The sequence below is a fragment of the Pantoea sp. JGM49 genome, from assembly GCF_018257655.1.
GTDB lineage: Bacteria > Pseudomonadota > Gammaproteobacteria > Enterobacterales > Enterobacteriaceae > Pantoea > Pantoea communis.
On the sequence record NZ_JAERJM010000009.1, the window covers coordinates 77,181 to 99,609 of the forward strand.

The window sequence follows — 22,429 nt, forward strand, 5'->3', positions numbered from 1 at the left end:
CCAGGAAAAATCTCGTTAATCAATAAATTAACTTAACCTTCCTGTTGTGCTGATAAAACTGCTCATTTCAGACCCTCTATGAGATCAGTCATATAGCGTAATTATCACGCTATTTTTGCTTTGCAACTCACCGGGTTAGCGTCTAAGGTTCAAAAGGCCTTAAGTAATATCTGGCATCAATTTAGGATTTGTTCATTTTTCTGCATAACTAAACAACAGAATGGTGTGGTTGTATCCAATTCTGTGAACAGCAGTGCTATTTCCTTTTAATTCACAGCAATGATGTGTTAGCCAGGGTTCAGAATAGCGGCTAACTAAACTGTTTCGTTTCTGAGTTATTCAGCGACATTTCAAAGGTGATGGCAGGCTCATGGTGAAGACATTATTCAGGCACAAAAAAGTAGCTTATCTTGTTGGTTTGAATGCAGTATTTCTTTCTTCTTCAGCTCTGGCAGCAGGTACATGGTATGACGCGCGTAACGATGCCATGGGTGGCACCGGCGTCGCTTCGTCAACCTGGAGTTCAGCGGTGCTGGCTAACCCGGCATTGATGACCAAAGCCAAACCTGAAGATAACGTCAGCGTCATATTCCCTTCAGCCGGTGTGCAGGTTACCGACAAAGACAAATTAATTAACAAAGTTGATGACATCACGGACAGTGTTGATCGCTACAAAAACGTGATCGACAATCTGACGTTTGCCGACTATTTAAGAGGTTATCCGGAATTAAAGGCTGCGGCTGGTGATATGGCTAATCAGCTGGATGACTTAAAGGGTGATAAAGCACACGGTACTGCGGGTGTCGCTTTTGCTGTTACTGTACCGAATGAAACACTGCCTTTTGCCTTTATTACCAAAGCCTACGGCACGGCCAGTGTGCAGGCTAACGTTGTGGACAGCGATATTACCTATCTGCGCGGTGTGGCTAACGGCACGGTGATCCCCGTGCCAGGCGATCAGGATAAACTGAGTTCGAGCGGTCATGGTCTGGCAGCACTAGTCACGGACTATGGTGTGGCACTGGCACATGAATTTGATGTCGCTGGCCATCCGGTTTCTGTGGGCGTGACACCAAAGCTGCAAAAAACCTGGCTGTATAACTACACCGCCAGTATTTATAACTTTGATAAAAGTAATATCAACAACAGCCAATACCGCAGTTCCGATACCGGCTTCAACATTGATGCAGGCATCGCGACCGACTTTGGTGAGCATTGGACGTTGGGTGTGACAGGGCAGAACCTGATCTCACGCGACATCGACACCAAAACAGTGGAAGGCTACCGCGATACCTATCAAATCCGTCCGCTGGTCACGTCAGGTCTGGCCTGGAACTACGGCGCGTTCACCCTGGCAGGCGATGTTGATTTGACGCAAACCAAGCGTTTCAAATCGGAAGAAAGCAGCCAATATGCGGGAGTGGGGGCCGAGTATCGCGTGCTGGATTGGTTAGCACTGCGCGCGGGTTATCGTGCGGATATGAAATCAAATGATGCCAATGTGTTTACCGCAGGTCTGGGCGTTTCACCGTTTAACAACACGGTGCATCTGGATCTTGCTGGTTCAGTGGGTGACGATAATACCTGGGGCGGCATGCTGCAGCTCGGATTTAACTTCTGATTGCGTCATTTCACATCACGCTAACATTCACCCTGAAATGGCGTGAACATGCTCACAAAAACAGGTCGCCATTGGCGGCCTGTTTCATTCCTGGGCGCAGAATTTGTGATCGTTATCAATCAGCGAAGCTGTGCCAGATTCAACTGGGAAAGTAGCCAATCTTTAAAGCTATCTAACGCAAAGTGGCGATGCTGATGCCGTGGGAACACCAGGTAATGGCCGATATAGTGAATCTCCTGGGTGGTCTCAATCAGCGGACAAACTAAGCGCCCACTGGCAAGCTCTCGTTCTGCTAATAATTTGGATTCCAGCACCACTCCCAGACCATCAACGGCAGCGGCAATCGCCATAAAACTGCGGTCAAAGCGCAAACCATAATGGCGCGGAGGCGTCAGGTGATTGGCTTCAAACCAGCCCTTCCATTGGTAGAGTTGCACATCGCACTGAATCAACGATTGGTGATAGAGGTCCTCCGGGCAGCGGATGCGTGCGGCAATCTCTGGTGAGCAAAGCGGTGTTAATTCCTCCACGGCCAGCGGAATTTTCTCGTAAGGCGAAGGACGCGGCTCGCCATAAACAATATCTAAATCATAGTCATCCTGCTCAAAGCGCGCATATTCGGTGCTGGCTGAAAGACGCAGATCAATATGTGGGTGTGCGGCAATAAAGCTTCCCAGGCGGGGTAATAGCCACTGATGGGCAAAGCTTGGCGCGGTGTGCAGACGCAGTGGCCGCGATTCATCAGCAGTGACGAGCGAAAGCCCACGCTGCATCTCATCAAATCCCCGCTGGATATGTTCCAGCAAGATTGCCCCTTCTTTGGTTAGCATGATTTCGCGCGTACTGCGCTGAAACAGGCGCGTGTCGAGCGTCTCCTCCAGCTTACGAATCGCATGACTAATGGCGCTAGGCGACAAATCTAACTCTTGCGCTGCGGCGGTAAATGCCCCTGTGCGGCCTGCGGCTTCAAACGCGCGCAACAGCGAAAGTGGGGCTTTTTTTAATAATGTCATTTGTGAATCCCATTCAACAGTTGATGCATTTTTTGCTTTTGTCGGCAGGCGCCAGGGCTGAGTAATCTGCTGCTAAACGGCAAGCAGGTGAAAATGGCACGTGAATCCGCTGCAGCTTTCACCATGACAGATCGCTCTTCTGCTTGCCAACTCTGCTGATTTTCTCTTCTTTCAGGAACAGATATGACGACTCTTGCAGAACCGGAATTGAGCCTTACACAGCGGCTGTCACAGCACGCTTATCGTATTCGTCGCTACGCATTGCAAATGGGCGAAGTACAGGGGCAAGGCTATATCGGCCAGGCTCTGGGACTGGCTGATATGCTGGCCGTGGCATGGTGCCATGCGATGAATTACCGCGCGGAAGAACCCGAATGGGAAGGCCGCGACCGTTTTCTGCTTTCCCACGGCCACTATGCGATTGCTCTTTATGCGGCGTTGATTGAAGCGGGCGTGATTCCTGTGGAGGAGCTGGAAACGTATGGATCTGATGATAGTCGCTTACCAATGTCTGGCATGGCGACCTACACGCCAGGCATGGAAATTTCAGGCGGATCGCTCGGACAGGGGCTGACGATTGGTGTCGGTATGGCATTGGCATTGCGTCATAAAGGAAATCCGGCTTTTGTTTACAACTCAATGTCAGATGGCGAACTGGATGAAGGGGCAACCTGGGAAGCTGCGATGGGAGCGGCACATCATCAACTGAGTAATTTGATCGTCATGGTGGATATCAACCAGCAGCAGGCAGATGGCCCCTCTGGCAAGGTCATGGGATTTGAACCGCTGGCAGATAAGTGGCAGGCATTTGGCTGGCATGTACAGCGTGTGGATGGCAATGACATTGCTGCTGTGAAGCAGGCATTTGATCGGGCACGCGCGCTAGACGAACCCAAGCCGCGCGTCATTCTGCTGGACACGCTAATGGGTAAAGGCGTGCCATTCCTGGAAGCGCGTGAAAAGAATCATTTTATTCGTGTGGATGCTGACGAGTGGCAACAGGCCATCACCATCCTCGATCAGGCTCAGGAGGCCACGCAATGAGCAGCATCACCACAGAGAAAAAGCCACGCCTGACAACGTCGGCGATGATTGCCTCAATTGCCGCAGAAGGTCAAGCCACGGTTGCTGCGCCCTTTGGTCATGCGCTGGTCAAAGCCGCTGCGACCCGGCCGTCGATCGTTGGGTTGACTGCCGACCTGTCAAAATACACCGATTTGCATATCTTCGCCCAGGCCTATCCAGAACGTCATTTTCAGATGGGCATGGCAGAGCAGCTATTGATGGGCGCAGCCGGTGGCATGGCGAAGGAGGGCATGACGCCATTTGCGACCACCTATGCGGTGTTTGCCACGCGTCGTGCCTACGACTTTATCCATCAGGTGATCGCGGAAGAGCAGCTGAATGTGAAAATCTGCGCTGCGCTGCCGGGGTTAACCACCGGCTACGGCCCAAGCCATCAGGCCACTGAAGATATCGCGCTGATGCGGGGTATTCCGGGCATGACCATTGTTGATCCTTGTGATGCGCTGGACACGGAGCAAGCCGTTGCCGCTATCGCTGACCATCAGGGGCCGGTTTATATGCGTCTGTTGCGCGGTAAGGTGCCGCTGGTGCTGAACGAATACGATTATCAATTCGAACTGGGCAAAGCCAAATTGCTGCGCGATGGCCGTGATGTGCTGCTGATTTCCAGTGGGATTATGACAATGCGAGCACTGGAGACAGCAAAAGCGTTGGCAGCCGATAACGTCGATGTTGCGGTATTGCACGTACCGACCATCAAGCCTCTGGACACTGAAACCATTATCACCCAGTGCCGCCGTGCCGGGCGTTTAGTGGTGGTGGTTGAGAACCATAGCCTGGTCGGCGGTTTGGGTGAGGCGGTGGCGACCACGTTAATGCATGCGCAGGTCATGCCCGTGTTTCGTCAAATCGGCTTGCCCGATCAGTTCCTGGATGCGGGCGCGTTGCCCACTTTGCACGACCGCTACGGCATTTCCACAGAAGCGATGGTCAGCGCGATTCGCGTCTGGCTGGCATAACGGCGCGAAAGGAGAACAGCATGAAGGTGATATTTGTCGGCACCGGGGCAATTGGTGTTCCTATGGCTTGCCAGATTCAGCGTGCAGGGCATGCGGTAATCGGAGTGGATGTGTTTGAAGCGTCGCGCCAGCGTGCTCAGGCGCAGGGGATTGAAGCGGTTAGCCGCATTGCAGAAGCACCTGAAGCGGATGTAGTAGTGGTGATGGTCGCCACGCCACAGCAGCTGCAGGCGCTGGTGGCGGAAGCGCTGCCGCAGGTGACTGGTCAGCACTGGGTCATCATGTCCACTGTCGGGCCGCAGGCGGTACGTGAGGCGGCTTCTTCACTGATTGCTGCCGGTGCGCAGGTCGTGGATGCACCGGTCACGGGCGGAACCGCCCGCGCCAGCACCGGTGAGTTAGTGATTTTTGCTTCCGGCGCATCTGCCGCCATTGCCTTTGTTGAGCCAGTACTCAAAACCATGGGATCGGTGTCGATAGTGGGTGACGAGGTTGGCGAGGGGCAGGGGATCAAGGTGATCAATCAGCACCTTTGCTCGGTGCATATTGTGGCAGCCGCGGAGGCGCTAAGTCTGGCAAAGTCGCTGGGGTTAGCACCCGCTCAGGTATTGAAACTTGTCGAGCGCGGCGCGGCGGGATCGTGGATGTTGTCAGATCGTGGTCCGCGCATGCTGGAGGGGACAGATGTCCCGGTCTCCAGCGCCATCAACATCTTTGTCAAAGATAGCGGGTTAGTGGCAGAGGCGGCGACCGCCTGCCACGCTGAGGTTCCGCTGTTACAGGTCGCTCATGCTCGTTATCTGGCGGCAGCAGAAGCCGGATTGGGGCAACGTGATGACAGCAGAGTGATCGAGACCTGGAGCAAACCTGCAAATTAACCGCTCCATCACTGCTGCCCGAAAAATACGATAATACCGGGGTAACACATGAACACGACTTCTGTACCTGCAAACACCCGCGACAATGCGGCGAAAGTCTCTTTCGCCTCAATGATTGGCTCAGCGGTGGAGAGCTATGATTTCTTTATCTACGGCACCGCCGCTGCAGCCTGGTTTGGTAAGATCTTTTTCCACACGCAAGAGCCTATCGTCGGCATTCTGGCGGCATTCGCCACTTTAGCGGTCGGCTTCCTGATGCGCCCGTTTGGCGGCTACCTCGCCGGCCATTTCGGCGATCGCTATGGCCGAAAAACCGTGCTGTTCTGGTCATTACTGGCCATGGGCGGTGCCACCGTATTGATCGGTGCGTTGCCAACCTATGAGCAGGCTGGCGTGCTGGCACCGATCTTGTTGATCTTATTACGCATGATCCAGGGGATCGGATTCGGCGCAGAGTGGGGCGGCGCGGTGTTAATGGCATTTGAGCATGCGCCCGTGAAAAAGCGCGGTTTCTATGGTGCAGTACCGCAACTCGGGATACCACTCGGCCTGCTGCTGGCGAATGGCTCTTTCCTGCTCTCTGCGGCACTGTTTGAAGGTGATTGGGTGTGGCGCATGCCGTTCCTGATCTCGTTTGTGATGGTGGCCATTGGCATCTTTATCCGAATGCAGGTCGCGGAATCGCCGGAATTCGAGAAAGCCAAAGCAGATAAGCAGATTGTGCAACAGCCCGCGCTGGAAGTGATTCGTCGTGACTGGCGCACCATCGTCAAAATTATGGGGCTACGCCTGGCAGAGACGGGTGGCTACTACATCACGACCAGTTTTATGTTGTCCTATGTGGTGCTGGCGGAAATCACAGATACGCGCCATGTGTTATGGGGCACGTTGATTGGTTCAGCGCTGGGGCTCGGCAGCCATCTGCTGTATGGCGCGCTAAGTGATAAGGTGGGACGTCGCCCAATATTCCTGATTGGCGCCATCTTCACCATTCTGTTTGGCATCCCCATGTTTATGCTGATCAATACCGGTGCAGTGATGATGGTGATTGTCGCTGTCGCCCTGTCCTTGCTCTTCAGCCATGACCCGATATTTGCCGTAGAGTCGAGTTGGTTCTCCGAACAGTTTCCGGCTAACGTCCGCTCCTCGGGTATTTCATTGGGCTACAACGGCGCTTCCGTGGTGGCGGGGCTGTTGCCGTTCATCGCAACAGGCGTGTACGGCATGGTCGGCTGGATCGGACCGGCGGTGATGTTCTCGTTACTGGGTGTCATTTCAACCTGGGTCGCCTTCAACACACGGGAAACCGCGCCGGTGAAAGTGGGCGAGCCCTCTCTGCCAGCCTCATCAACCTCAACAGCCCCGACGGTGTGAGTGAAATAACGGGCGGCTGTGTCGCCCGTTATTGCTGTGGTATCATTGCGCAGTTTCTCGTCACTCACTAACTCCGGATTTACTGCGTTTCATGACCGATACTTTCTCTTCGCAACGTTTTTCTATCGCTCCGATGCTGGACTGGACCGATCGCCACTGCCGTTATTTTCACCGTAAGTTGAGCGGCGATACGCTGCTGTATACCGAAATGGTGACCACGGGCGCCATTATTCACGGCAAAGGCGATTATCTGGCTTACAGCGAAGAGGAGCATCCGCTGGCGCTGCAGTTGGGCGGCAGCGATCCGGCAGCCCTGGCGCAATGTGCGAAGCTGGCGGAAGCGCGCGGTTACGACGAGATTAACCTTAACGTCGGTTGCCCATCCGATCGCGTGCAGAATGGGCGCTTTGGTGCCTGTCTGATGGCTGACGCCGCGCTGGTCGCAGATTGCATTAAAGCGATGCGCGATGTGGTCAGTATTCCGGTGACGGTGAAAACCCGTATCGGAATTGATGAGCAGGACAGCTACGCATTTCTGTGTGATTTCATTGGTACGGTGGCCAATAAGGGCAACTGCGATACCTTTATTATCCATGCGCGTAAGGCATGGCTTTCTGGTTTAAGCCCGAAAGAGAACCGTGAGATTCCGCCGCTGGATTATCCGCGTGTCTATCAGCTGAAGCGTGATTTTCCGGCGCTGACCATGGCGATTAACGGCGGCATCAAGACGCTGGAAGAGGCGAAAACGCATTTGCAACATATGGATGGTGTGATGATGGGCCGTGAAGCGTATCAGAACCCCGGCATCCTGGCGCAAGTGGATAGTGAACTGTTCGGCCGCGATACGCCGTCTGTCGATCCGGTCGCGGTGGTGCGTGCGATGTACCCTTACATCGAAGCGGAGCTGAGCAAAGGCACCTATCTGGGGCACGTTACACGCCATATGCTGGGCCTGTTCCAGGGCATTCCTGGTGCGCGCCAGTGGCGTCGTCATTTAAGTGAGAATGCCCATAAGCCGGGTGCCGATGTACGGGTGCTGGAAGCGGCACTGGCGCTGGTCGCGGATAAGATTCCACAGGAAGCCTGATTGTAGGTGAGTCGCGGTGGGCCGGTGTGCCCGGCCATAAAAGGGCAGTCCGAACGCCAGGGAAAGCACACCTCTGTGCCGATCTGCCGCGCGAACATTCGCCCCATTTTTGGGAAACGGCCCGATGCTGCGCATGGCTGAAAACGCTCTCAGCCTATTTGTCTCTGGCGCGGAAGCTTTGCTTTTCTGACGGGCCATTTCTGTCCCTTCAGAGAAGCATCGCTGCCGTTAATACGGTTTAAAATGCACCAATAATTAGTGAATTTCATCACTGCTGAAATACCTCTTCTGAATATAACATCTTATTTTTCAATGTATTAACCGTATGCTTATATTGGCACGTATCTTGTAATGCACTCTGTGTTACTTACACAGGAGAGCCTTCGTGGAAATTTTATTTGTTATCGGCTTTTTTCTGATGCTGTTGCTGACTGGCGTTTCACTGCTGGGCGTTATCGCTGCATTGGTTGTTGCCACCGTTGTGATGTTCCTCGGCGGGTTATTCGCGATTGTTATCAAGTTGTTGCCGTGGCTGGTGTTGGCGGTGGTAGCCGTGTGGCTTTATCGCGCCTTTACGACACCGAGCGGTGAAGTGAAATTAAACAGACTGAAAAGAAAAATCAGTAAGTTAGAGCGGCGTGGTTGGCGCTAAATGCGGGAGCGATCACAGAGTCGATAATTGCTTAGTACGAATCTGCAATTAAACATATTTTTTACTTATGTTTTCTGTCAGGATGCGTAAAGTAATTCAAAACGAATTCATCGCCGCTGACCCTACACCAGCGCGAACTATAAAAAGAAAGAAAAAAGGGCTTCCTTCGGGAAGCCCTTAACTTTTTAGGGAATCAGCAAGCTGGAACCTTGCGTGGCGCGGCTCTCAAGAACCTGATGCGCGCGCACCGCATCGCTCAAGGCAAATTTCTGCTCTTCTGGTACCTTCAGCTGAATCGCACGACTGGCAATTAACGAGAACAACTCGTTGCTGGCATTATCCAGTTCCTGACGATTGGTAATGTAACCAAACAGCGAAGGGCGTGTGACAAACAGCGAACCTTTCTTGTTCAGAATCCCAAGATCAACGCCGGTGACGGGGCCCGAGGCATTACCAAAACTCACCATTAAGCCATGACGACGCAGGCTATCGAGAGAAGGCTCCCAGGTGTCTTTCCCCACCGAGTCATACACCACCGCGACCTTTTCACCGTCAGTCAATTCACTGACTCGCTGAGCGATATTCTCCTCGCGATAGTTAATGGTCGCCCAGGCACCGGCATTTTTTGCAATCTGCGCTTTTTCGGCGGAGCCCACGGTACCAATCAGATGCGCGCCCAGCGCTTTAGCCCACTGACAGGCAATCAGTCCCACGCCGCCCGCTGCGGCATGGAACAGGAAGATTTCATCGGCTTTCACTTTGTAGGTCTGACGCAGCAAATACTGCACGGTTAAGCCTTTCAAAAACGAGGCAGCACCTTGTTCAAAGCTAATGCTCTCCGGCAGGATCACCAGACGATCTTCCGCCACGTTATGCACTTCGCTATAGGCACCCAGCGCAGCCTGACAATAGACCACGCGATCGCCGGGCTTAAAGCGCGTCACGCCTGAGCCAACGCGTTTCACCACGCCAGCGGCTTCAGTGCCCAGCCCGGACGGGAAAGCTGTCACCGGATAGAGCCCGCTGCGCACATAGGTGTCGATATAGTTGATGCCAATTGCCTTGTTTTCGACCTGAACCTCATGTTCGGCGGGATCGGCCAGCTCAAAATCGACCCATTGCAGTACCTCCGGGCCACCGTGTTGGTTGAACTGAATACGCTTTGCCATTCTGACTCCTGTGATTGTTCATCCTGGGACGGTATACTTGCGCGTCCCTTTCACGATCGGTAATGCATTCACTATGGCAGGAAATAAACCCACCAACAAATCCAACGAACCCCGCGATCGTCAGCTGGAAGGCGTGAAAATGCCGCCGCACTCTATTGAAGCGGAGCAGTCGGTGCTCGGTGGGTTGATGCTGGATAACGAACGCTGGGATAACGTCTCCGAGCGCGTGGTGGCGGATGATTTCTTCAACCGTTCGCACCGCATGATCTTCTCTGAGATGCAGCGTCTGCTGGAAATGGGCCAGCCGATTGACCTTATTACGCTCTCTGAATCGCTGGAAACACTGGGCGAGCTGGAGATGGCCGGTGGCTTTGCTTATCTTGCAGAGCTGGCGAAAAACACGCCAAGTGCAGCGAATATCGGCGCTTATGCGGATATCGTGCGTGAACGTGCCGTTGTGCGCCAAATGATCTCGGTCGCGAACCAAATTGCTGATGCCGGTTACGATCCGCAGGGGCGTAGCAGCGAAGAATTACTTGATTTCGCAGAATCCAACGTCTTTAAGATTGCTGAACAGCGCGCCAATAAAGCAGAAGGCCCGCAGAACATTGAGCAAATTCTGGAAGCCACGGTATCGCGTATTGAAGCGCTGGTGTCGACCCCGCACGATGGTGTCACCGGAGTGGATACCGGCTATCAGGATCTCAACAAAAAGACTGCCGGTTTGCAGGGTTCAGATTTGATCATCGTGGCGGCGCGTCCGTCGATGGGTAAAACCACTTTCGCCATGAACCTGTGCGAAAACGCCGCGATGCTACAAGACAAACCGGTGCTGATTTTCAGTCTGGAGATGCCCAGCGAACAGCTAATGATGCGTATGCTGGCGTCATTGTCGCGCGTGGACCAGACGCGCATTCGTACCGGCCAGCTGGAAGACGAAGATTGGGCGCGCATCTCTGCCACCATGGGCATCCTGCTTGAGAAGAAGAACATGTTTATCGATGATTCTTCTGGTCTGACGCCCACGGAAGTGCGTTCGCGCGCGCGCCGCGTGTTTCGTGAGAATGGCGGTTTAAGCCTGATCATGATCGACTACCTGCAGTTAATGCGCGTGCCGGCGCTATCGGACAACCGTACGCTGGAGATCGCAGAGATCTCGCGCTCGCTCAAGGCTTTGGCGAAAGAGCTGAATGTTCCGGTGGTGGCGTTGTCGCAGCTTAACCGCTCACTGGAGCAGCGCGCCGATAAACGTCCGGTGAACTCGGATCTGCGTGAATCGGGTTCGATCGAGCAGGATGCTGACTTGATTATGTTCATCTATCGCGATGAGGTGTATCACGAAAACAGCGATCTTAAAGGGATCGCCGAGATCATCCTCGGTAAGCAGCGTAACGGCCCTATCGGCACAGTACGATTGACCTTCAATGGCCAGTGGTCGCGTTTTGATAACTACGCAGGGCCGTCTTACGACGACGAATAATCCTTTCCAACGAGATGCATGCACGATTTGTGCATGCATTTCACGTCATCAGAAAATAGTGTTGGACAACCTTGGCTTTAATCAGGTTATCTGTACCAAAGCGCACCCTATAACGCTGTGGAAGCAGAATGACTCAGGTAGACGATTACGACCTTAAGATATTGACACTATTACAATCTAACGGCCGCCTTACCAATCAGGAACTCAGTGATTTAGTCGGTCTTTCGGCGTCTCAATGTTCACGCCGCCGCATCAATCTCGAACAGGCAAACCTCATCCTCGGCTATCACGCACGGCTCTCCCCGGACGCGGTGGGTCTTGGCATGGTGGGCTTGATTGAAGTGCGTTTAAAGAATCACACGCCAGATTATGAAGAGAGTTTCCATCGCATGGTGGCAGAGGAGGATGCGATTGTTGATGCCTTTAAAACCACCGGTGATGCTGATTATCTGCTGAAAGTGGCCGTGGCTGATTTAGCCTCGCTGAGTGCGTTGATCAGTCAGCTGGTGGCTGGCCATCAGAGTGTGGCCCATGTGAAAACCTCCGTGGTGTTGAGCCGTTTAAAAGAGAACGGCTTGATGATTATCCCCGAGCACAAAACGCGCCAAAAAAGTGCATGATGTGCTAATCTGGTGCAATTAACGCACATTGAATGCAAACAACGCGCACCAGAAAACAGATTTGTGCATGAATCAACGATTGAAGCTTGGGTTGATGCACAAAAACCTGCAATAAAAGCGCCTTAGATATCAATTGGATAATCGCTGGTACCCCATAGGTGGCGACTTAGCGCCGCCTATGTGGTGCGTTTTTTGCATTTGAACCGCATCATTTGCACTGAGATTACTCCATGGATAACGTTGTTCAACCCACTAAAATTCCTCATTCACGTATTGAAGATGCGCTGGCGATAGTGCTCGGCACGTTAATGGTTTCCTTTGGCGTGATGATGCTGAAACAGGCGGGCGCGCTGACTGGCAGCACTGCAGGTATCGCGTTCTTAATCAGCTATCTGACGCACCTCTCTTTTGGTAGCGCATTTTTCCTGATTAACCTGCCGTTTTACTGGCTGGCAGTGCGCCGCATGGGCTGGGAATTCACGATTAAAACGTTCTGCGCGGTGGGGCTGGTTTCACTGTTCACACACTTGCATCCGATGTTCATCCATTTTTCTGCGCTAAATCCGTTTTATGCGACATTGTTCGGTAACGTGGTGATGGGGATTGGGTTTATAGTGTTGTTTCGTCACAAAGCCAGTCTCGGCGGTATCAATATTTTGGCACTCTGGCTGCAGGACCGCATCGGTCTGCGCGCCGGCAAACTGCAAATGGCGGTAGATACCTGCGTGGTACTCGCTTCGCTTTTCGTGGTGTCGCTACCGATACTTTTGGCCTCAATTGCGGGCGCGGTGATCCTCAATCTCATCATCGCTATGAATCATCGTCCCGGCCGCTACATGGTTTGATGACGCCTCTTTACCGACTATTTATGACCAATCATGGAGATCTGCACCGTGTTTCAAAACGTTGATGCTTATGCTGGCGATCCAATTCTGTCGCTGATGGAAACCTTCAAACAGGACCCACGCGACAATAAAGTGAATCTGAGCATTGGTCTCTATTACAACGAGGCGGGCATCATTCCTCAGTTGCAAGCCGTGGCTGCCGCAGAAGAACGCCTGCAGGCGCAACCGCATCAGGCGTCACTTTACCTGCCGATGGAAGGCCTGGGCCCATACCGTAATGCGATTGCACCGCTGCTGTTTGGCAAAGAACACCCGATGCTGAAGGCCGGCCGCATTGCTTCCATCCAGACGTTGGGTGGCTCCGGTGCACTGAAAGTAGGGGCGGATTTCCTCAAGCGTTACTTCCCGAACTCAAATGTTTGGGTGAGCGATCCGACCTGGGAAAACCACATCGCAATTTTCAACGGTGCCGGTTTCGACGCACAGACTTATCCGTGGTACGACGAAGAGACCAACGGCGTGAAGTTTGATGCGTTTATTGCCAAGCTGAAAACGCTGCCGAAGCAATCTATCGTGCTGTTGCACCCATGCTGCCACAACCCGACGGGTGCGGATCTGACGAACGCACAGTGGGATGAAACCACCGAAGTATTGAAAGCGCAGGAACTGATTCCGTTCCTCGATATCGCTTATCAGGGCTTTGGTGCCGGTATGGAGCAGGATGCTTACGCGATTCGCGCGATTGCGGCTGCAGGCTTGCCAGCACTGGTCAGCAACTCATTCTCGAAAATCTTCTCGCTGTACGGCGAGCGCGTTGGCGGCCTGTCCATCGTGTGCGAGAGCGCAGAAGAATCTGCACGCGTGCTGGGTCAGCTGAAAGCCACCGTGCGTCGCAACTACTCCAGCCCGCCAAACTTTGGTGCGCAGGTGGTTTCTTGCGTACTGAACGATGAAGCACTGTTGAACAACTGGCTGGCCGAGGTGGAAGCCATGCGCCTGCGCATCATCGAAATGCGCCAGACGCTGGTCAACGTATTAAGCACCAAGCTGCCAGGCAAAAACTTTGATTACCTGCTGAAGCAGCGCGGTATGTTTAGCTATACCGGTTTAAGTGCGCAGCAGGTTGACCGTCTGCGTGATGAGTTCGGCGTGTATCTGATTGCCAGCGGCCGTATGTGCGTGGCTGGCCTCAACAGCCGTAACGTTAACCAGGTGGCTGAAGCCTTTGCTGCCGTGATGTAACGCACTACGCAGCACGAGAAAACCGTCATGCCTCCGGGCTGGCGGTTTTTTTATGCGCGTAATCGGGTGCCATCGCCTTTACCTTTGGCTGACTTGCTGAAAACTTAAACGTTGTCATGACGTTAGGGATTTTTCTGTGGTTTAATCAAATGTTACGGCTTGAAGGCAAAAATGCTGGGCATCGTACAGGGGCGCCCAATCAGTGTACCGGGCTGAAGCATTTACAATTGCAACACACCTTAGCGTTATTGCGTTGTTTAGGAATTGAACTCTACGATGCGCAGCGATATGGTGTGCGGACGTCGGCTAAAAGGCAGAAAGTAGTATGTAGATTTGATGAGATTTTGGATGGGGTAAGATCTTAAGATACTGGTATTCCGAAATTTATAAGTTTTTTGAGTAATGTCTGTGGCGTAAAATAATCAGGAATGATAATGTATTAACAATGTTGAAATACTCTGTTACTTATTATTCAAGTTAATCCACCATGACATAATATCTACTAATGCTGGAATTTACTTAATTTGATTTCTGAGTTGTTTTAAATAGGCCTCATAATTATGACAAACAAAGCTGATGATTTACCTATTCAAAGTAGCAATAATTCTAAGCCTTTTACCGAAGGATTTCATGCAAGAAGCGTTACTTTCGCCACGATAATATTCTGTTGCCTTAGTACTCTACTTTTTTTGCTATTTTTCTTTCATTTAATATTAGGCCCTGCATTTTATAAATACATTGGCATGGCGGATAGTTATATACTTAAAAAGCCAGAGTCTATCAAAGATCCATTAATGTTACATAACATCGGTGAAATGGTATCTACAGGGACTATATTGAGCTTGGATGATTTTTGGTCATTTCAGAGTAACCTTTATCAGGTTATAATTACGTCATTAATTGCTATTAACGGAATTATTGCAGCATTTTCTTTCTTTATAATTAAAACATCTTCAATAAATAAAGCTAGAGAAGAGGCAAAAGCCGAAGCAGTTATCGAAATGAAAAAATATATTGATAGCACAATGTTTAGTAATTTTTTAATTGATGTAGTTAACAAAAAAACAGATCTTGTTATGAATCCTAAAATCAAAGATATGCAAGAGGATTTCTCAGGTTTAATTGATGCTGCGCAGCAAATATTAGCTCGCTTGGAAAGTGATGAATTCATAATAAAGAAATTGAAGAGTGATAGCTCAGAATTTAGTAGAAGTTTAAGAATCATTATGCAGGAACTTTCAGAAAGAGATGAAGTTGACAATGAAGGCGCAGATTTAGTTTTGGGAGACAGAACGCATGGCATTTCTTAAAGGAAAAATGAAGGAGAAAGTTAAATCACTTAACGAATCTCCGTTAAATGAATATACATTGAACTCGCCAGCTGAGTTGCTCGATTTTGCCGATAAAAACAATATCAGAGTAATACCTCTAGATGTTTCTTCTTTGACTAAACTGCTTGGTATTACCATGAGAATGGAACCAATGAAAGGAGATGAGTCAGGCTCTCTGAAACGTGGAAAAGATGGAGTATGGGTGATGACTATAAATTCTCTACATCATCCACATAGGCAACGTTTCACCATTGCTCATGAATTGGCTCATTTCATAAAACATACCATAATATCGGATGAATTCAATGATTCAGTATTTTTTAGAGATGGTAAGATAAATAAAATTGAAACTGAGGCAAATAAATTTGCTGCCGAACTATTAATGCCAGAGACTGATTTTCATAATTTTATCAATGAGAAGTCAAAAACTGTAGAGGATATTGCTTTATATTTTCAGGTTTCTTCCATGGCAGTTCGTTTAAGAGCTAAGCAGTTAGGCTATAAGGGGCATAATTTATAACATGGATAAATTTATATATTTTCCTCTACTTAAAACTCGTGATGCGGAATTGAAGGCTATCTCGAATTTAGATGATAGGACCTTTTCCCATACACTTCCAATATACGAATTAACTAAATCTCGTAAAACTACTGTTGCTCCTGATGGTGATATTCATCGTAAAATGTCATCCATTAGAGATGTTCAGAAGGATAGGCCATTTATTCTTGACTTGACATCTAATGAAAAATACATCAATCCTCAGATTGAACAATTACTTGATGAAAATGATGGGTTTAGGGAGTGGCGTTATTTCATTGGGCTATATTCAGATCTTAATATTATTCCAATGATCCATATTTATGATGAGGATGATCTATCTGATACTGAAAAGTTTGTTAATTTGGTATCACAAGAAAAAAAATATTTAGCATTGCGTGTTCCTCATGATTTGGAAGATTATAAAAAATTTATAAATCCAATTGTCAATCAGTTAAGCTTGGGTTGTAAGCTAATTATTATATTCGATGCTGAGCAAGTTTCTTCTGAAAACATGTATGATGTTAGTGACTCACTTATTTATGCATGTAAAAATATCGAGGAATATTCTCATAAGATCGACACTATTGTCATAGTATCAACATCGTTCCCATTATCTCCTGCGTCAATTGGAAATGATGATCATGGTGATGTTCCAATAGTGGAGGAAAGAATTTTTCATTCCGTTTCTAGGGAATATCCTGTTAAATATGGCGATTATGCTTCAATTAACATTGAACAAGTAGAAATTCGAGGCGGGACTTTTGTTCCTAGAATCGATATTGCGTTGGATGATAAGTTTTTTTATAAAAGATATAGACGTGACAAAGGAAGTTATTCACTTTGTGCGAAAAAAGTCCTTGAAGATAAAAGGTATGTAAATTTAGGATCTTGGGCTGATAGTGAAATAAACAAAGCTTCAAATGATGAACCCTCAGGGATTAGCCCATCTTTTTGGATTTCTGTTAGGATGAACTATTATATGAGCACGCGAGTTATGTTAAGAAATAAATTTTGATATCTTATCTGATGGCATCCTGGTGATTGTAAGGATGTCGTCGGAGGATATTTTATTACCTATCTCCGATTTAAAAACTTTAAAACGATTTTCTGAATATTTAAGTAGGCTTTTTCTAGATGTATCTCTTATAAATTTAAGGCTTTTTTGTGATGAAAGTGTTAAGCAAAGCTCATATTTTGATAGCTTCAATTTATATTTGGTTAAATATTTGAGTTCTTCAACTGATAGTGTACTAGCAAGCATTATTTTACTGTGATTTTTATTTTGAATTGGCTTTCTCACTGCTTTGCAGAAATTATCATAAACAACAATTATACCTATGCTACGAGGTAAGATATCTCTAATGGATTTCAAGTTCTCTTTTTCACAAACAACGTAGCAATAGTCGAAATAGTCTTTATAACTAAGTATTTGATAGTCAAGCCTAGAAGTGTTATCGGAAGCCCCTTTAATTTCATAGGATGTTGCCATGTTCTCATGCAATGAAATTAAGTCAGCTCTGCGAGAGCCAAAATTAAAACGGAACTCAGAGGATAAAATCGCATCTGTATCTCCGAATTCAAGAAGAAATTCTACTAAGCGAGTTTTTATTTCAATTTCTTTCATTTCACATAAACTTATTGAATTACCTATTCTATTATACCAAAATACTGTTTTTATGTACAGGGTGTTTTTTGAAGGTTTAAACTTTAAGATTGTTGCTTACTTTTAAATAAACCTCAAAGATATTGTGTTTTTTTTATAAATTTTTTCGTATGCGCATCTTCTGCGATATCATTTTCTAAATTAAACAAAAACTTCATGAGGCACTATTTATTCTGATTTTTTGAGATTAGACGACTTATCTGGAGCGAATTGTTTTTTATGAGTCATACTAAATGTGTATTCATTATGTTGGCATTTTTTTGCCATTCCATAGGGGGAATAAAACAATGAACATTTCGGACCTCCTCACCTACTGCATGAGTAAGCCGGGTGCGGAGCAGAGCTATAAAAATGAATGGGATGCCACACAGGTAAAAAGCGAAGGCGTACTGTTTGCCATGGTGCATGAGGTGAAAGGGCGTCCGGCGCTGTCGTTGAAAACCTCGCCTGCGCTGGCCGATTTATTGCGCGAAGAGCACAGTGATGTGTTTCCGAGTGAGCATTTAAATAAGTCGCACTGGAGTACGCTGTGGCTGGATGGCTCGCTGAAGGATTCGCAGATTTATTATCTGGTGGAAGCTTCCTGGCAACAGGCTGACGCCACGCGTGCGGCGGGCGTCAGCCATGATGAAGACGCGCGCTAATTAAGCTGCTGACTCTTCACGCAGGGTGTTGATATCAATCACGAAGCGGTATTTCACGTCGCTTTTCAGCATACGTTCGTAGGCTTCGTTAATCTGGTTCATGGCGATCAGCTCGATATCTGAAGTGATACCGTGCTTGCCGCAGAAATCCAGCATCTCCTGTGTCTCAGCGATACCACCGATCAGTGAACCGGCAATGCTGCGACGTTTGAAGATCAGATTAAAGACCTGTGGAGCCGGATGATCGTGCTCTGGCGCGCCCACCAGCGTCATGTTGCCATCGCGTTTCAGCAGGGCAATAAACGGGTTGAGATCGTGCTGAGCAGCCACGGTGTTGAGGATGAAATCGAAGCTGTTGTTGTGCTGCGCCATTTGATCAGCATCTTTCGAAATCACCACTTCATCAGCACCCAGGCGCTTACCGTCTTCAATCTTCGATGGTGAGGTGGTGAACAGCACCACATGCGCACCCATCGCATGCGCGATTTTCACGCCCATATGGCCGAGGCCGCCCAGACCGACGATGCCCACTTTCTTACCTGGACCGACGTTCCAGTGACGCAGCGGTGAGTAGGTGGTGATACCGGCACACAGCAGCGGGGCAACGCCTGCCAGCTCAAGGTTTTCCGGCACGCGCAGCACAAAGCTTTCATCAACCACCATGCTGGTGGAGTAACCGCCGTAGGTGATGGCGCCGGTTTCGCGATCTTCACCGTTATAGGTGCCAACAAAACCGTTTTCGCAATACTGCTCCAGTCCTTCCTGGCAGCTTGGACAGCTGCGGCAGGAGTCAACCATACAGCCGACACCGACCAGATCGCCCACTTTGTATTTGTGAGTGTGGCCGCCAACGGCGGTAACGCGTCCAACGATCTCATGGCCTGGCACCACCGGGAAGATGGTGTTTTTCCATTCGTTGCGCGCCTGATGCAGGTCAGAGTGGCAAACGCCACAGTACAACACTTCAATCTGCACATCATGAGCGCGCAGCTCGCGCGGCTTATAGTCGAACGGGGCGAGTTTAGTTTTCGCGTCCTGTGCGGCATAGGCATGCGTAATATTCATGGTGTCTCCAATCGGGTGTGTCGTGAGTGTTTTGCGGGATCCCGTTCAGCGAGCTGAAGGGACAAAGGCGTAACGAGCTACGCCAAAAAGGAACTGTGTAAGGATAGTCAGCAGGATGAGATGCGTATATGCCTGAAGTTGTCTGATTCTTGCCTGTTTCTGCATTTTGCTGCGGAATCTGACAGCGAGGTATCAGGCCCGACTGACTGCAATATTCAGCGAGTAAACTAGAGAGTGCGGCGTCTGTGGATTGAAAGAAATAAGAAGGCCCGCACTGCGGGCCTTCAATTTTACTTCTTCTTCAACATCGGCTTAAGGAAGCGAGCGGTGTGGGATTTTTCACACTCCGCCACGGTTTCTGGCGTGCCAGAAATCAGGATTTCGCCGCCGCCGCTACCACCTTCTGGGCCGAGATCGACAATCCAGTCAGCGGTTTTGATCACGTCGAGGTTGTGTTCAATCACCACAATGGTATTGCCCTGATCGCGCAGCTGATGCAGCACTTCCAGCAACTGCTGAATATCAGCAAAGTGCAGACCCGTGGTTGGCTCATCAAGGATATAGAGCGTCTGCCCGGTACCGCGTTTCGACAGCTCACGCGCCAGTTTCACACGCTGCGCTTCACCGCCTGACAGCGTGGTTGCAGACTGACCGAGGCGAATGTAGGACAAGCCCACGTCGATCAGCGTTTGCAGTTTACGCGCCAGCGCAGGGACAGCATCAAAGAACTCACGCGCTTCTTCGATAGTCATATCCAGCACTTCGTGAATGCCTTTGCCTTTGTATTTAATCTCCAGCGTTTCGCGGTTATAGCGTTTGCCTTTGCACTGATCGCACGGCACATACACATCCGGCAGGAAGTGCATTTCGACCTTGATCACGCCATCGCCCTGGCAGGCTTCGCAACGTCCACCGCGCACGTTAAAGCTGAAGCGTCCTGGATTGTAGCCACGGGAACGAGCTTCCGGCACACCGGCAAACAACTCACGGACCGGGGTGAAAATGCCGGTGTAAGTAGCAGGGTTCGAGCGCGGCGTACGGCCAATAGGGCTCTGGTCAATGTCGATGACTTTATCGAAATGCTCAAGACCGGCGATCTCGCGATAAGGTGCCACCTCCGTGGTGGTCGCGCCGTTCAGCTGACGCTGGGCAATCGGGAACAACGTATCGTTAATCAGCGTGGATTTACCGGAACCGGATACACCGGTGATACAGGTAAACAGACCCACCGGAATCGTCAATGTGACGTCTTTCAGGTTGTTGCCGCGCGCACCGGTAAGTTTCAGCACTTTTGCCGGATCGCCTTTCACGCGTTGTTGCGGAATGGCGATTTCGCGCTTGCCACTCAGATACTGACCGGTCAGCGAAGCTTCGTTAGCCATAATGGCATTCACGTCACCCTCAGCCACCACCTGACCGCCGTGCACACCCGCGCCAGGACCGATATCAATCACGTGGTCAGCGGCGCGAATCGCATCTTCATCGTGCTCGACCACAATCACGGTGTTGCCGAGATCGCGCAGGTGAATCAGCGTACCAAGCAGACGTTCGTTATCGCGCTGATGCAGACCAATTGAGGGCTCATCCAGCACATACATCACGCCCACCAAACCCGCACCGATTTGACTTGCCAGACGAATACGCTGCGCTTCGCCGCCAGAGAGGGTTTCTGCGGAACGCGACATCGACAGATAATTCAAACCGACATTAACGAGGAAGCTCAGGCGATCGCCGATCTCTTTCAGGATTTTTTCGGCGATCTGCGCACGCTGCCCGCTCAGTTTCAGATTGCGGAAGAAGTCGGTGGCATGGCCAATACTCATATCAGAGATGGTCGGCAGGTTGGTATTCTCAACAAATACATGGCGTGCTTCACGGCGCAGGCGTGTGCCTTCGCAGCTGGTGCAGGAGCGGTTGCTGATGAATTTCGCCAACTCTTCACGCACCGCATTGGATTCCGTCTCTTTATAACGGCGTTCCATGTTGTGCAGCACACCTTCAAACGGATGACGACGTACCGAAGTGTCGCCCCGATCGTTGATGTATTTAAATTCGATACTCTCTTTGCCGGAACCGTACAGAATCACTTCACGCGCTTTGTCGCTCAGGCTGTTGAACGGCGCTTCGACATCGAAATCCAGATGCTCTGCCAGCGAGCGCAGCATCTGGAAGTAATAGAAGTTGCGGCGATCCCAGCCACGAATTGCACCGCCAGCCAGTGACAGTTCAGGGTTCTGCACCACCCGATCGGGATCGAAATACTGCTGCACGCCGAGCCCATCACACGTTGGGCAGGCACCAGCCGGGTTGTTGAACGAGAACAGGCGCGGTTCCAGTTCACTCATGCTGTAGCCACAAATAGGGCAGGCAAAGTTAGCCGAGAACAGCAGCTCTTCGGCATCGCTGTCATCCATGTCGGCGACGATGGCGGTGCCACCACTCAGTGCCAACGTGGTTTCAAAGGATTCGGCTAAGCGCGTTGCCAGGTCATCGCGCACGCGGAAGCGGTCCACCACGACTTCGATGGTGTGTTTTTTCTGCAGTTCCAGCTTTGGCGGATCGGAGAGATCACAGACTTCGCCATCGATACGGGCGCGGATGTAGCCTTGCGCCGCGAGGTTTTCCAGCGTTTTGGTGTGTTCGCCTTTGCGATCTTTCACCACGGGTGCCAGCAGCATCAGACGACGGCCTTCTTCCTGCGCCATCACCTGATCCACCATCTGGCTCACGGTCTGTGCTGCCAGCGGAACATCGTGATCCGGGCAGCGCGGCTCACCCACACGGGCAAACAGCAGACGCAGATAGTCATGGATTTCGGTAATGGTCCCGACCGTCGAGCGCGGGTTATGCGATGTGGATTTCTGCTCAATAGAGATAGCGGGCGAGAGACCTTCAATATGGTCCACGTCCGGTTTCTCCATTAATGAAAGAAACTGGCGCGCATAGGCCGAGAGCGATTCAACATAGCGACGCTGACCTTCGGCATACAACGTATCAAACGCCAGCGAAGACTTACCGGAACCCGACAGACCGGTGACCACAATCAGCTTATCGCGAGGGATGATCAGGTTGATATTCTTCAAATTATGGGTGCGAGCACCGCGGACTTCGATCTTATCCATTCACCTTTCCCGGATTGAACAACACTCGCCATGCCTT

At 50.2% G+C, this 22,429-nt stretch carries 20 protein-coding genes; 15 read left to right on the plus strand and 5 right to left on the minus strand.

Annotation, left to right across the window (positions count from 1 at the left end):
• Positions 1-370 precede the first annotated feature (370 nt).
• Positions 371-1,621 (plus strand): conjugal transfer protein TraF, encoded by a 1,251-nt coding sequence (gene traF / locus JK231_RS16345; protein ID WP_097118941.1) that lies wholly within the window; start codon positions 371-373, stop codon positions 1,619-1,621.
• 119 nt (positions 1,622-1,740) lie between these two features.
• Here the strand turns inward: traF and JK231_RS16350 are convergent, their stop codons facing one another.
• On the minus strand, positions 1,741-2,634 hold the full coding sequence (locus JK231_RS16350) for a LysR substrate-binding domain-containing protein (RefSeq protein WP_034826948.1): 894 nt from the start codon (positions 2,632-2,634) through the stop codon (positions 1,741-1,743).
• A gap of 183 nt (positions 2,635-2,817) precedes the next feature.
• Between JK231_RS16350 and JK231_RS16355 the strand changes: the two genes are divergently transcribed.
• The 6 genes from JK231_RS16355 to pspG all read left to right on the plus strand — a co-directional run bounded on the left by JK231_RS16355 (position 2,818) and on the right by pspG (position 8,670).
• Positions 2,818-3,678 carry a transketolase gene (locus JK231_RS16355; RefSeq protein ID WP_211729072.1) on the plus strand — a complete coding sequence of 287 codons (861 nt, stop codon included), beginning with the start codon at positions 2,818-2,820 and terminating at the stop codon, positions 3,676-3,678.
• Entirely contained in the window at positions 3,675-4,679 is a 1,005-nt protein-coding gene (locus tag JK231_RS16360; RefSeq protein ID WP_058960072.1) for a transketolase family protein, read from the plus strand. The genes JK231_RS16355 and JK231_RS16360 overlap by 4 nt, the downstream gene beginning before the upstream one ends.
• A 20-nt stretch (positions 4,680-4,699) precedes the next feature.
• On the plus strand, positions 4,700-5,557 hold the full coding sequence (locus JK231_RS16365; protein ID WP_097118944.1) for an NAD(P)-dependent oxidoreductase: 858 nt from the start codon (positions 4,700-4,702) through the stop codon (positions 5,555-5,557).
• A gap of 48 nt (positions 5,558-5,605) precedes the next feature.
• Positions 5,606-6,931: an MFS transporter gene (locus tag JK231_RS16370; protein ID WP_034826943.1), complete on the plus strand. Its 1,326-nt coding sequence runs from the start codon at positions 5,606-5,608 to the stop codon at positions 6,929-6,931.
• A 91-nt stretch (positions 6,932-7,022) separates the two neighbouring features.
• Positions 7,023-8,018, plus strand: a complete 996-nt coding sequence (gene dusA / locus JK231_RS16375; RefSeq protein ID WP_097118945.1) for a tRNA dihydrouridine(20/20a) synthase DusA — start codon at positions 7,023-7,025, stop codon at positions 8,016-8,018.
• A 385-nt stretch (positions 8,019-8,403) separates the two neighbouring features.
• Positions 8,404-8,670 (plus strand): envelope stress response protein PspG, encoded by a 267-nt coding sequence (pspG, locus tag JK231_RS16380; protein WP_097118946.1) that lies wholly within the window; start codon positions 8,404-8,406, stop codon positions 8,668-8,670.
• Between the two features lie 185 nt (positions 8,671-8,855).
• On the opposite strand, the gene JK231_RS16385 is transcribed toward pspG, so the two are convergent.
• Positions 8,856-9,839 carry a quinone oxidoreductase gene (locus JK231_RS16385; RefSeq protein ID WP_097118947.1) on the minus strand — a complete coding sequence of 328 codons (984 nt, stop codon included), beginning with the start codon at positions 9,837-9,839 and terminating at the stop codon, positions 8,856-8,858.
• 73 nt (positions 9,840-9,912) lie between these two features.
• Here JK231_RS16385 and dnaB point away from each other — a divergent pair, with 73 nt between their 5' ends.
• The 7 genes from dnaB (at position 9,913) to JK231_RS16420 (ending at position 16,913) form a co-directional block, all read left to right on the plus strand.
• Entirely contained in the window at positions 9,913-11,319 is a 1,407-nt protein-coding gene (gene dnaB / locus JK231_RS16390; protein WP_097118948.1) for a replicative DNA helicase, read from the plus strand.
• A 128-nt stretch (positions 11,320-11,447) separates the two neighbouring features.
• The gene (locus JK231_RS16395) at positions 11,448-11,939 is read left to right on the plus strand and encodes an Lrp/AsnC family transcriptional regulator (RefSeq protein WP_034826932.1); all 492 of its coding nucleotides are present in this window, start codon (positions 11,448-11,450) and stop codon (positions 11,937-11,939) included.
• 230 nt (positions 11,940-12,169) lie between these two features.
• Positions 12,170-12,784 carry a YitT family protein gene (locus JK231_RS16400; protein ID WP_034826930.1) on the plus strand — a complete coding sequence of 205 codons (615 nt, stop codon included), beginning with the start codon at positions 12,170-12,172 and terminating at the stop codon, positions 12,782-12,784.
• A 48-nt stretch (positions 12,785-12,832) separates the two neighbouring features.
• Complete coding sequence (locus tag JK231_RS16405; protein WP_097119024.1) at positions 12,833-14,026, plus strand: amino acid aminotransferase; 1,194 nt, start codon at positions 12,833-12,835, stop codon at positions 14,024-14,026.
• Between the two features lie 560 nt (positions 14,027-14,586).
• A complete protein-coding gene (locus tag JK231_RS16410; protein ID WP_211729073.1) occupies positions 14,587-15,336 on the plus strand; it encodes a hypothetical protein in 750 nt (249 codons plus the stop codon).
• Positions 15,323-15,877, plus strand: coding sequence for an ImmA/IrrE family metallo-endopeptidase (locus JK231_RS16415; RefSeq protein ID WP_211729074.1), 555 nt, complete (start codon positions 15,323-15,325; stop codon positions 15,875-15,877). Before JK231_RS16410 ends, JK231_RS16415 begins: the two co-directional genes overlap by 14 nt.
• A 1-nt stretch (position 15,878) precedes the next feature.
• Positions 15,879-16,913: a beta family protein gene (locus JK231_RS16420; protein ID WP_211729075.1), complete on the plus strand. Its 1,035-nt coding sequence runs from the start codon at positions 15,879-15,881 to the stop codon at positions 16,911-16,913.
• On the opposite strand, the gene JK231_RS16425 is transcribed toward JK231_RS16420, so the two are convergent.
• A complete protein-coding gene (locus tag JK231_RS16425; protein WP_211729076.1) occupies positions 16,896-17,522 on the minus strand; it encodes a sce7726 family protein in 627 nt (208 codons plus the stop codon). The two genes, JK231_RS16420 and JK231_RS16425, sit on opposite strands and share 18 nt — an antisense overlap.
• A 326-nt stretch (positions 17,523-17,848) precedes the next feature.
• On the opposite strand from JK231_RS16425, the gene JK231_RS16430 reads away from it, so the two are divergent.
• On the plus strand, positions 17,849-18,205 hold the full coding sequence (locus JK231_RS16430; protein WP_160834076.1) for an MmcQ/YjbR family DNA-binding protein: 357 nt from the start codon (positions 17,849-17,851) through the stop codon (positions 18,203-18,205).
• Here the strand turns inward: JK231_RS16430 and JK231_RS16435 are convergent, their stop codons facing one another.
• Both JK231_RS16435 and uvrA read right to left on the minus strand, forming a co-directional pair.
• Positions 18,206-19,270, minus strand: coding sequence for an NAD(P)-dependent alcohol dehydrogenase (locus JK231_RS16435; RefSeq protein ID WP_034826924.1), 1,065 nt, complete (start codon positions 19,268-19,270; stop codon positions 18,206-18,208).
• A gap of 290 nt (positions 19,271-19,560) precedes the next feature.
• A complete protein-coding gene (gene uvrA / locus JK231_RS16440; RefSeq protein ID WP_211729077.1) occupies positions 19,561-22,392 on the minus strand; it encodes an excinuclease ABC subunit UvrA in 2,832 nt (943 codons plus the stop codon).
• Between the last annotated feature and the right edge of the window lie 37 nt (positions 22,393-22,429).

What these genes read in the sequence shown, in the direction of transcription:
- JK231_RS16365 (WP_097118944.1), top strand. Translation starts at nt 4,700, where the DNA reads ATGAAGGTGATATTTGTCGGCACCGGGGCAATTGGTGTTCCTATGGCT.
- JK231_RS16410 (WP_211729073.1), top strand. Translation starts at nt 14,587, where the DNA reads ATGACAAACAAAGCTGATGATTTACCTATTCAAAGTAGCAATAATTCT.
- JK231_RS16430 (WP_160834076.1), top strand. Translation starts at nt 17,849, where the DNA reads ATGAACATTTCGGACCTCCTCACCTACTGCATGAGTAAGCCGGGTGCG.
- JK231_RS16350 (WP_034826948.1), bottom strand. Translation starts at nt 2,634, where the DNA reads ATGACATTATTAAAAAAAGCCCCACTTTCGCTGTTGCGCGCGTTTGAA.
- traF (WP_097118941.1), top strand. Translation starts at nt 371, where the DNA reads ATGGTGAAGACATTATTCAGGCACAAAAAAGTAGCTTATCTTGTTGGT.
- JK231_RS16420 (WP_211729075.1), top strand. Translation starts at nt 15,879, where the DNA reads ATGGATAAATTTATATATTTTCCTCTACTTAAAACTCGTGATGCGGAA.
- dusA (WP_097118945.1), top strand. Translation starts at nt 7,023, where the DNA reads ATGACCGATACTTTCTCTTCGCAACGTTTTTCTATCGCTCCGATGCTG.
- JK231_RS16370 (WP_034826943.1), top strand. Translation starts at nt 5,606, where the DNA reads ATGAACACGACTTCTGTACCTGCAAACACCCGCGACAATGCGGCGAAA.
- JK231_RS16355 (WP_211729072.1), top strand. Translation starts at nt 2,818, where the DNA reads ATGACGACTCTTGCAGAACCGGAATTGAGCCTTACACAGCGGCTGTCA.
- JK231_RS16415 (WP_211729074.1), top strand. Translation starts at nt 15,323, where the DNA reads ATGGCATTTCTTAAAGGAAAAATGAAGGAGAAAGTTAAATCACTTAAC.
- dnaB (WP_097118948.1), top strand. Translation starts at nt 9,913, where the DNA reads ATGGCAGGAAATAAACCCACCAACAAATCCAACGAACCCCGCGATCGT.
- JK231_RS16395 (WP_034826932.1), top strand. Translation starts at nt 11,448, where the DNA reads ATGACTCAGGTAGACGATTACGACCTTAAGATATTGACACTATTACAA.
- JK231_RS16425 (WP_211729076.1), bottom strand. Translation starts at nt 17,522, where the DNA reads ATGAAAGAAATTGAAATAAAAACTCGCTTAGTAGAATTTCTTCTTGAA.
- JK231_RS16360 (WP_058960072.1), top strand. Translation starts at nt 3,675, where the DNA reads ATGAGCAGCATCACCACAGAGAAAAAGCCACGCCTGACAACGTCGGCG.
- JK231_RS16400 (WP_034826930.1), top strand. Translation starts at nt 12,170, where the DNA reads ATGGATAACGTTGTTCAACCCACTAAAATTCCTCATTCACGTATTGAA.
- uvrA (WP_211729077.1), bottom strand. Translation starts at nt 22,392, where the DNA reads ATGGATAAGATCGAAGTCCGCGGTGCTCGCACCCATAATTTGAAGAAT.
- JK231_RS16385 (WP_097118947.1), bottom strand. Translation starts at nt 9,839, where the DNA reads ATGGCAAAGCGTATTCAGTTCAACCAACACGGTGGCCCGGAGGTACTG.
- JK231_RS16435 (WP_034826924.1), bottom strand. Translation starts at nt 19,270, where the DNA reads ATGAATATTACGCATGCCTATGCCGCACAGGACGCGAAAACTAAACTC.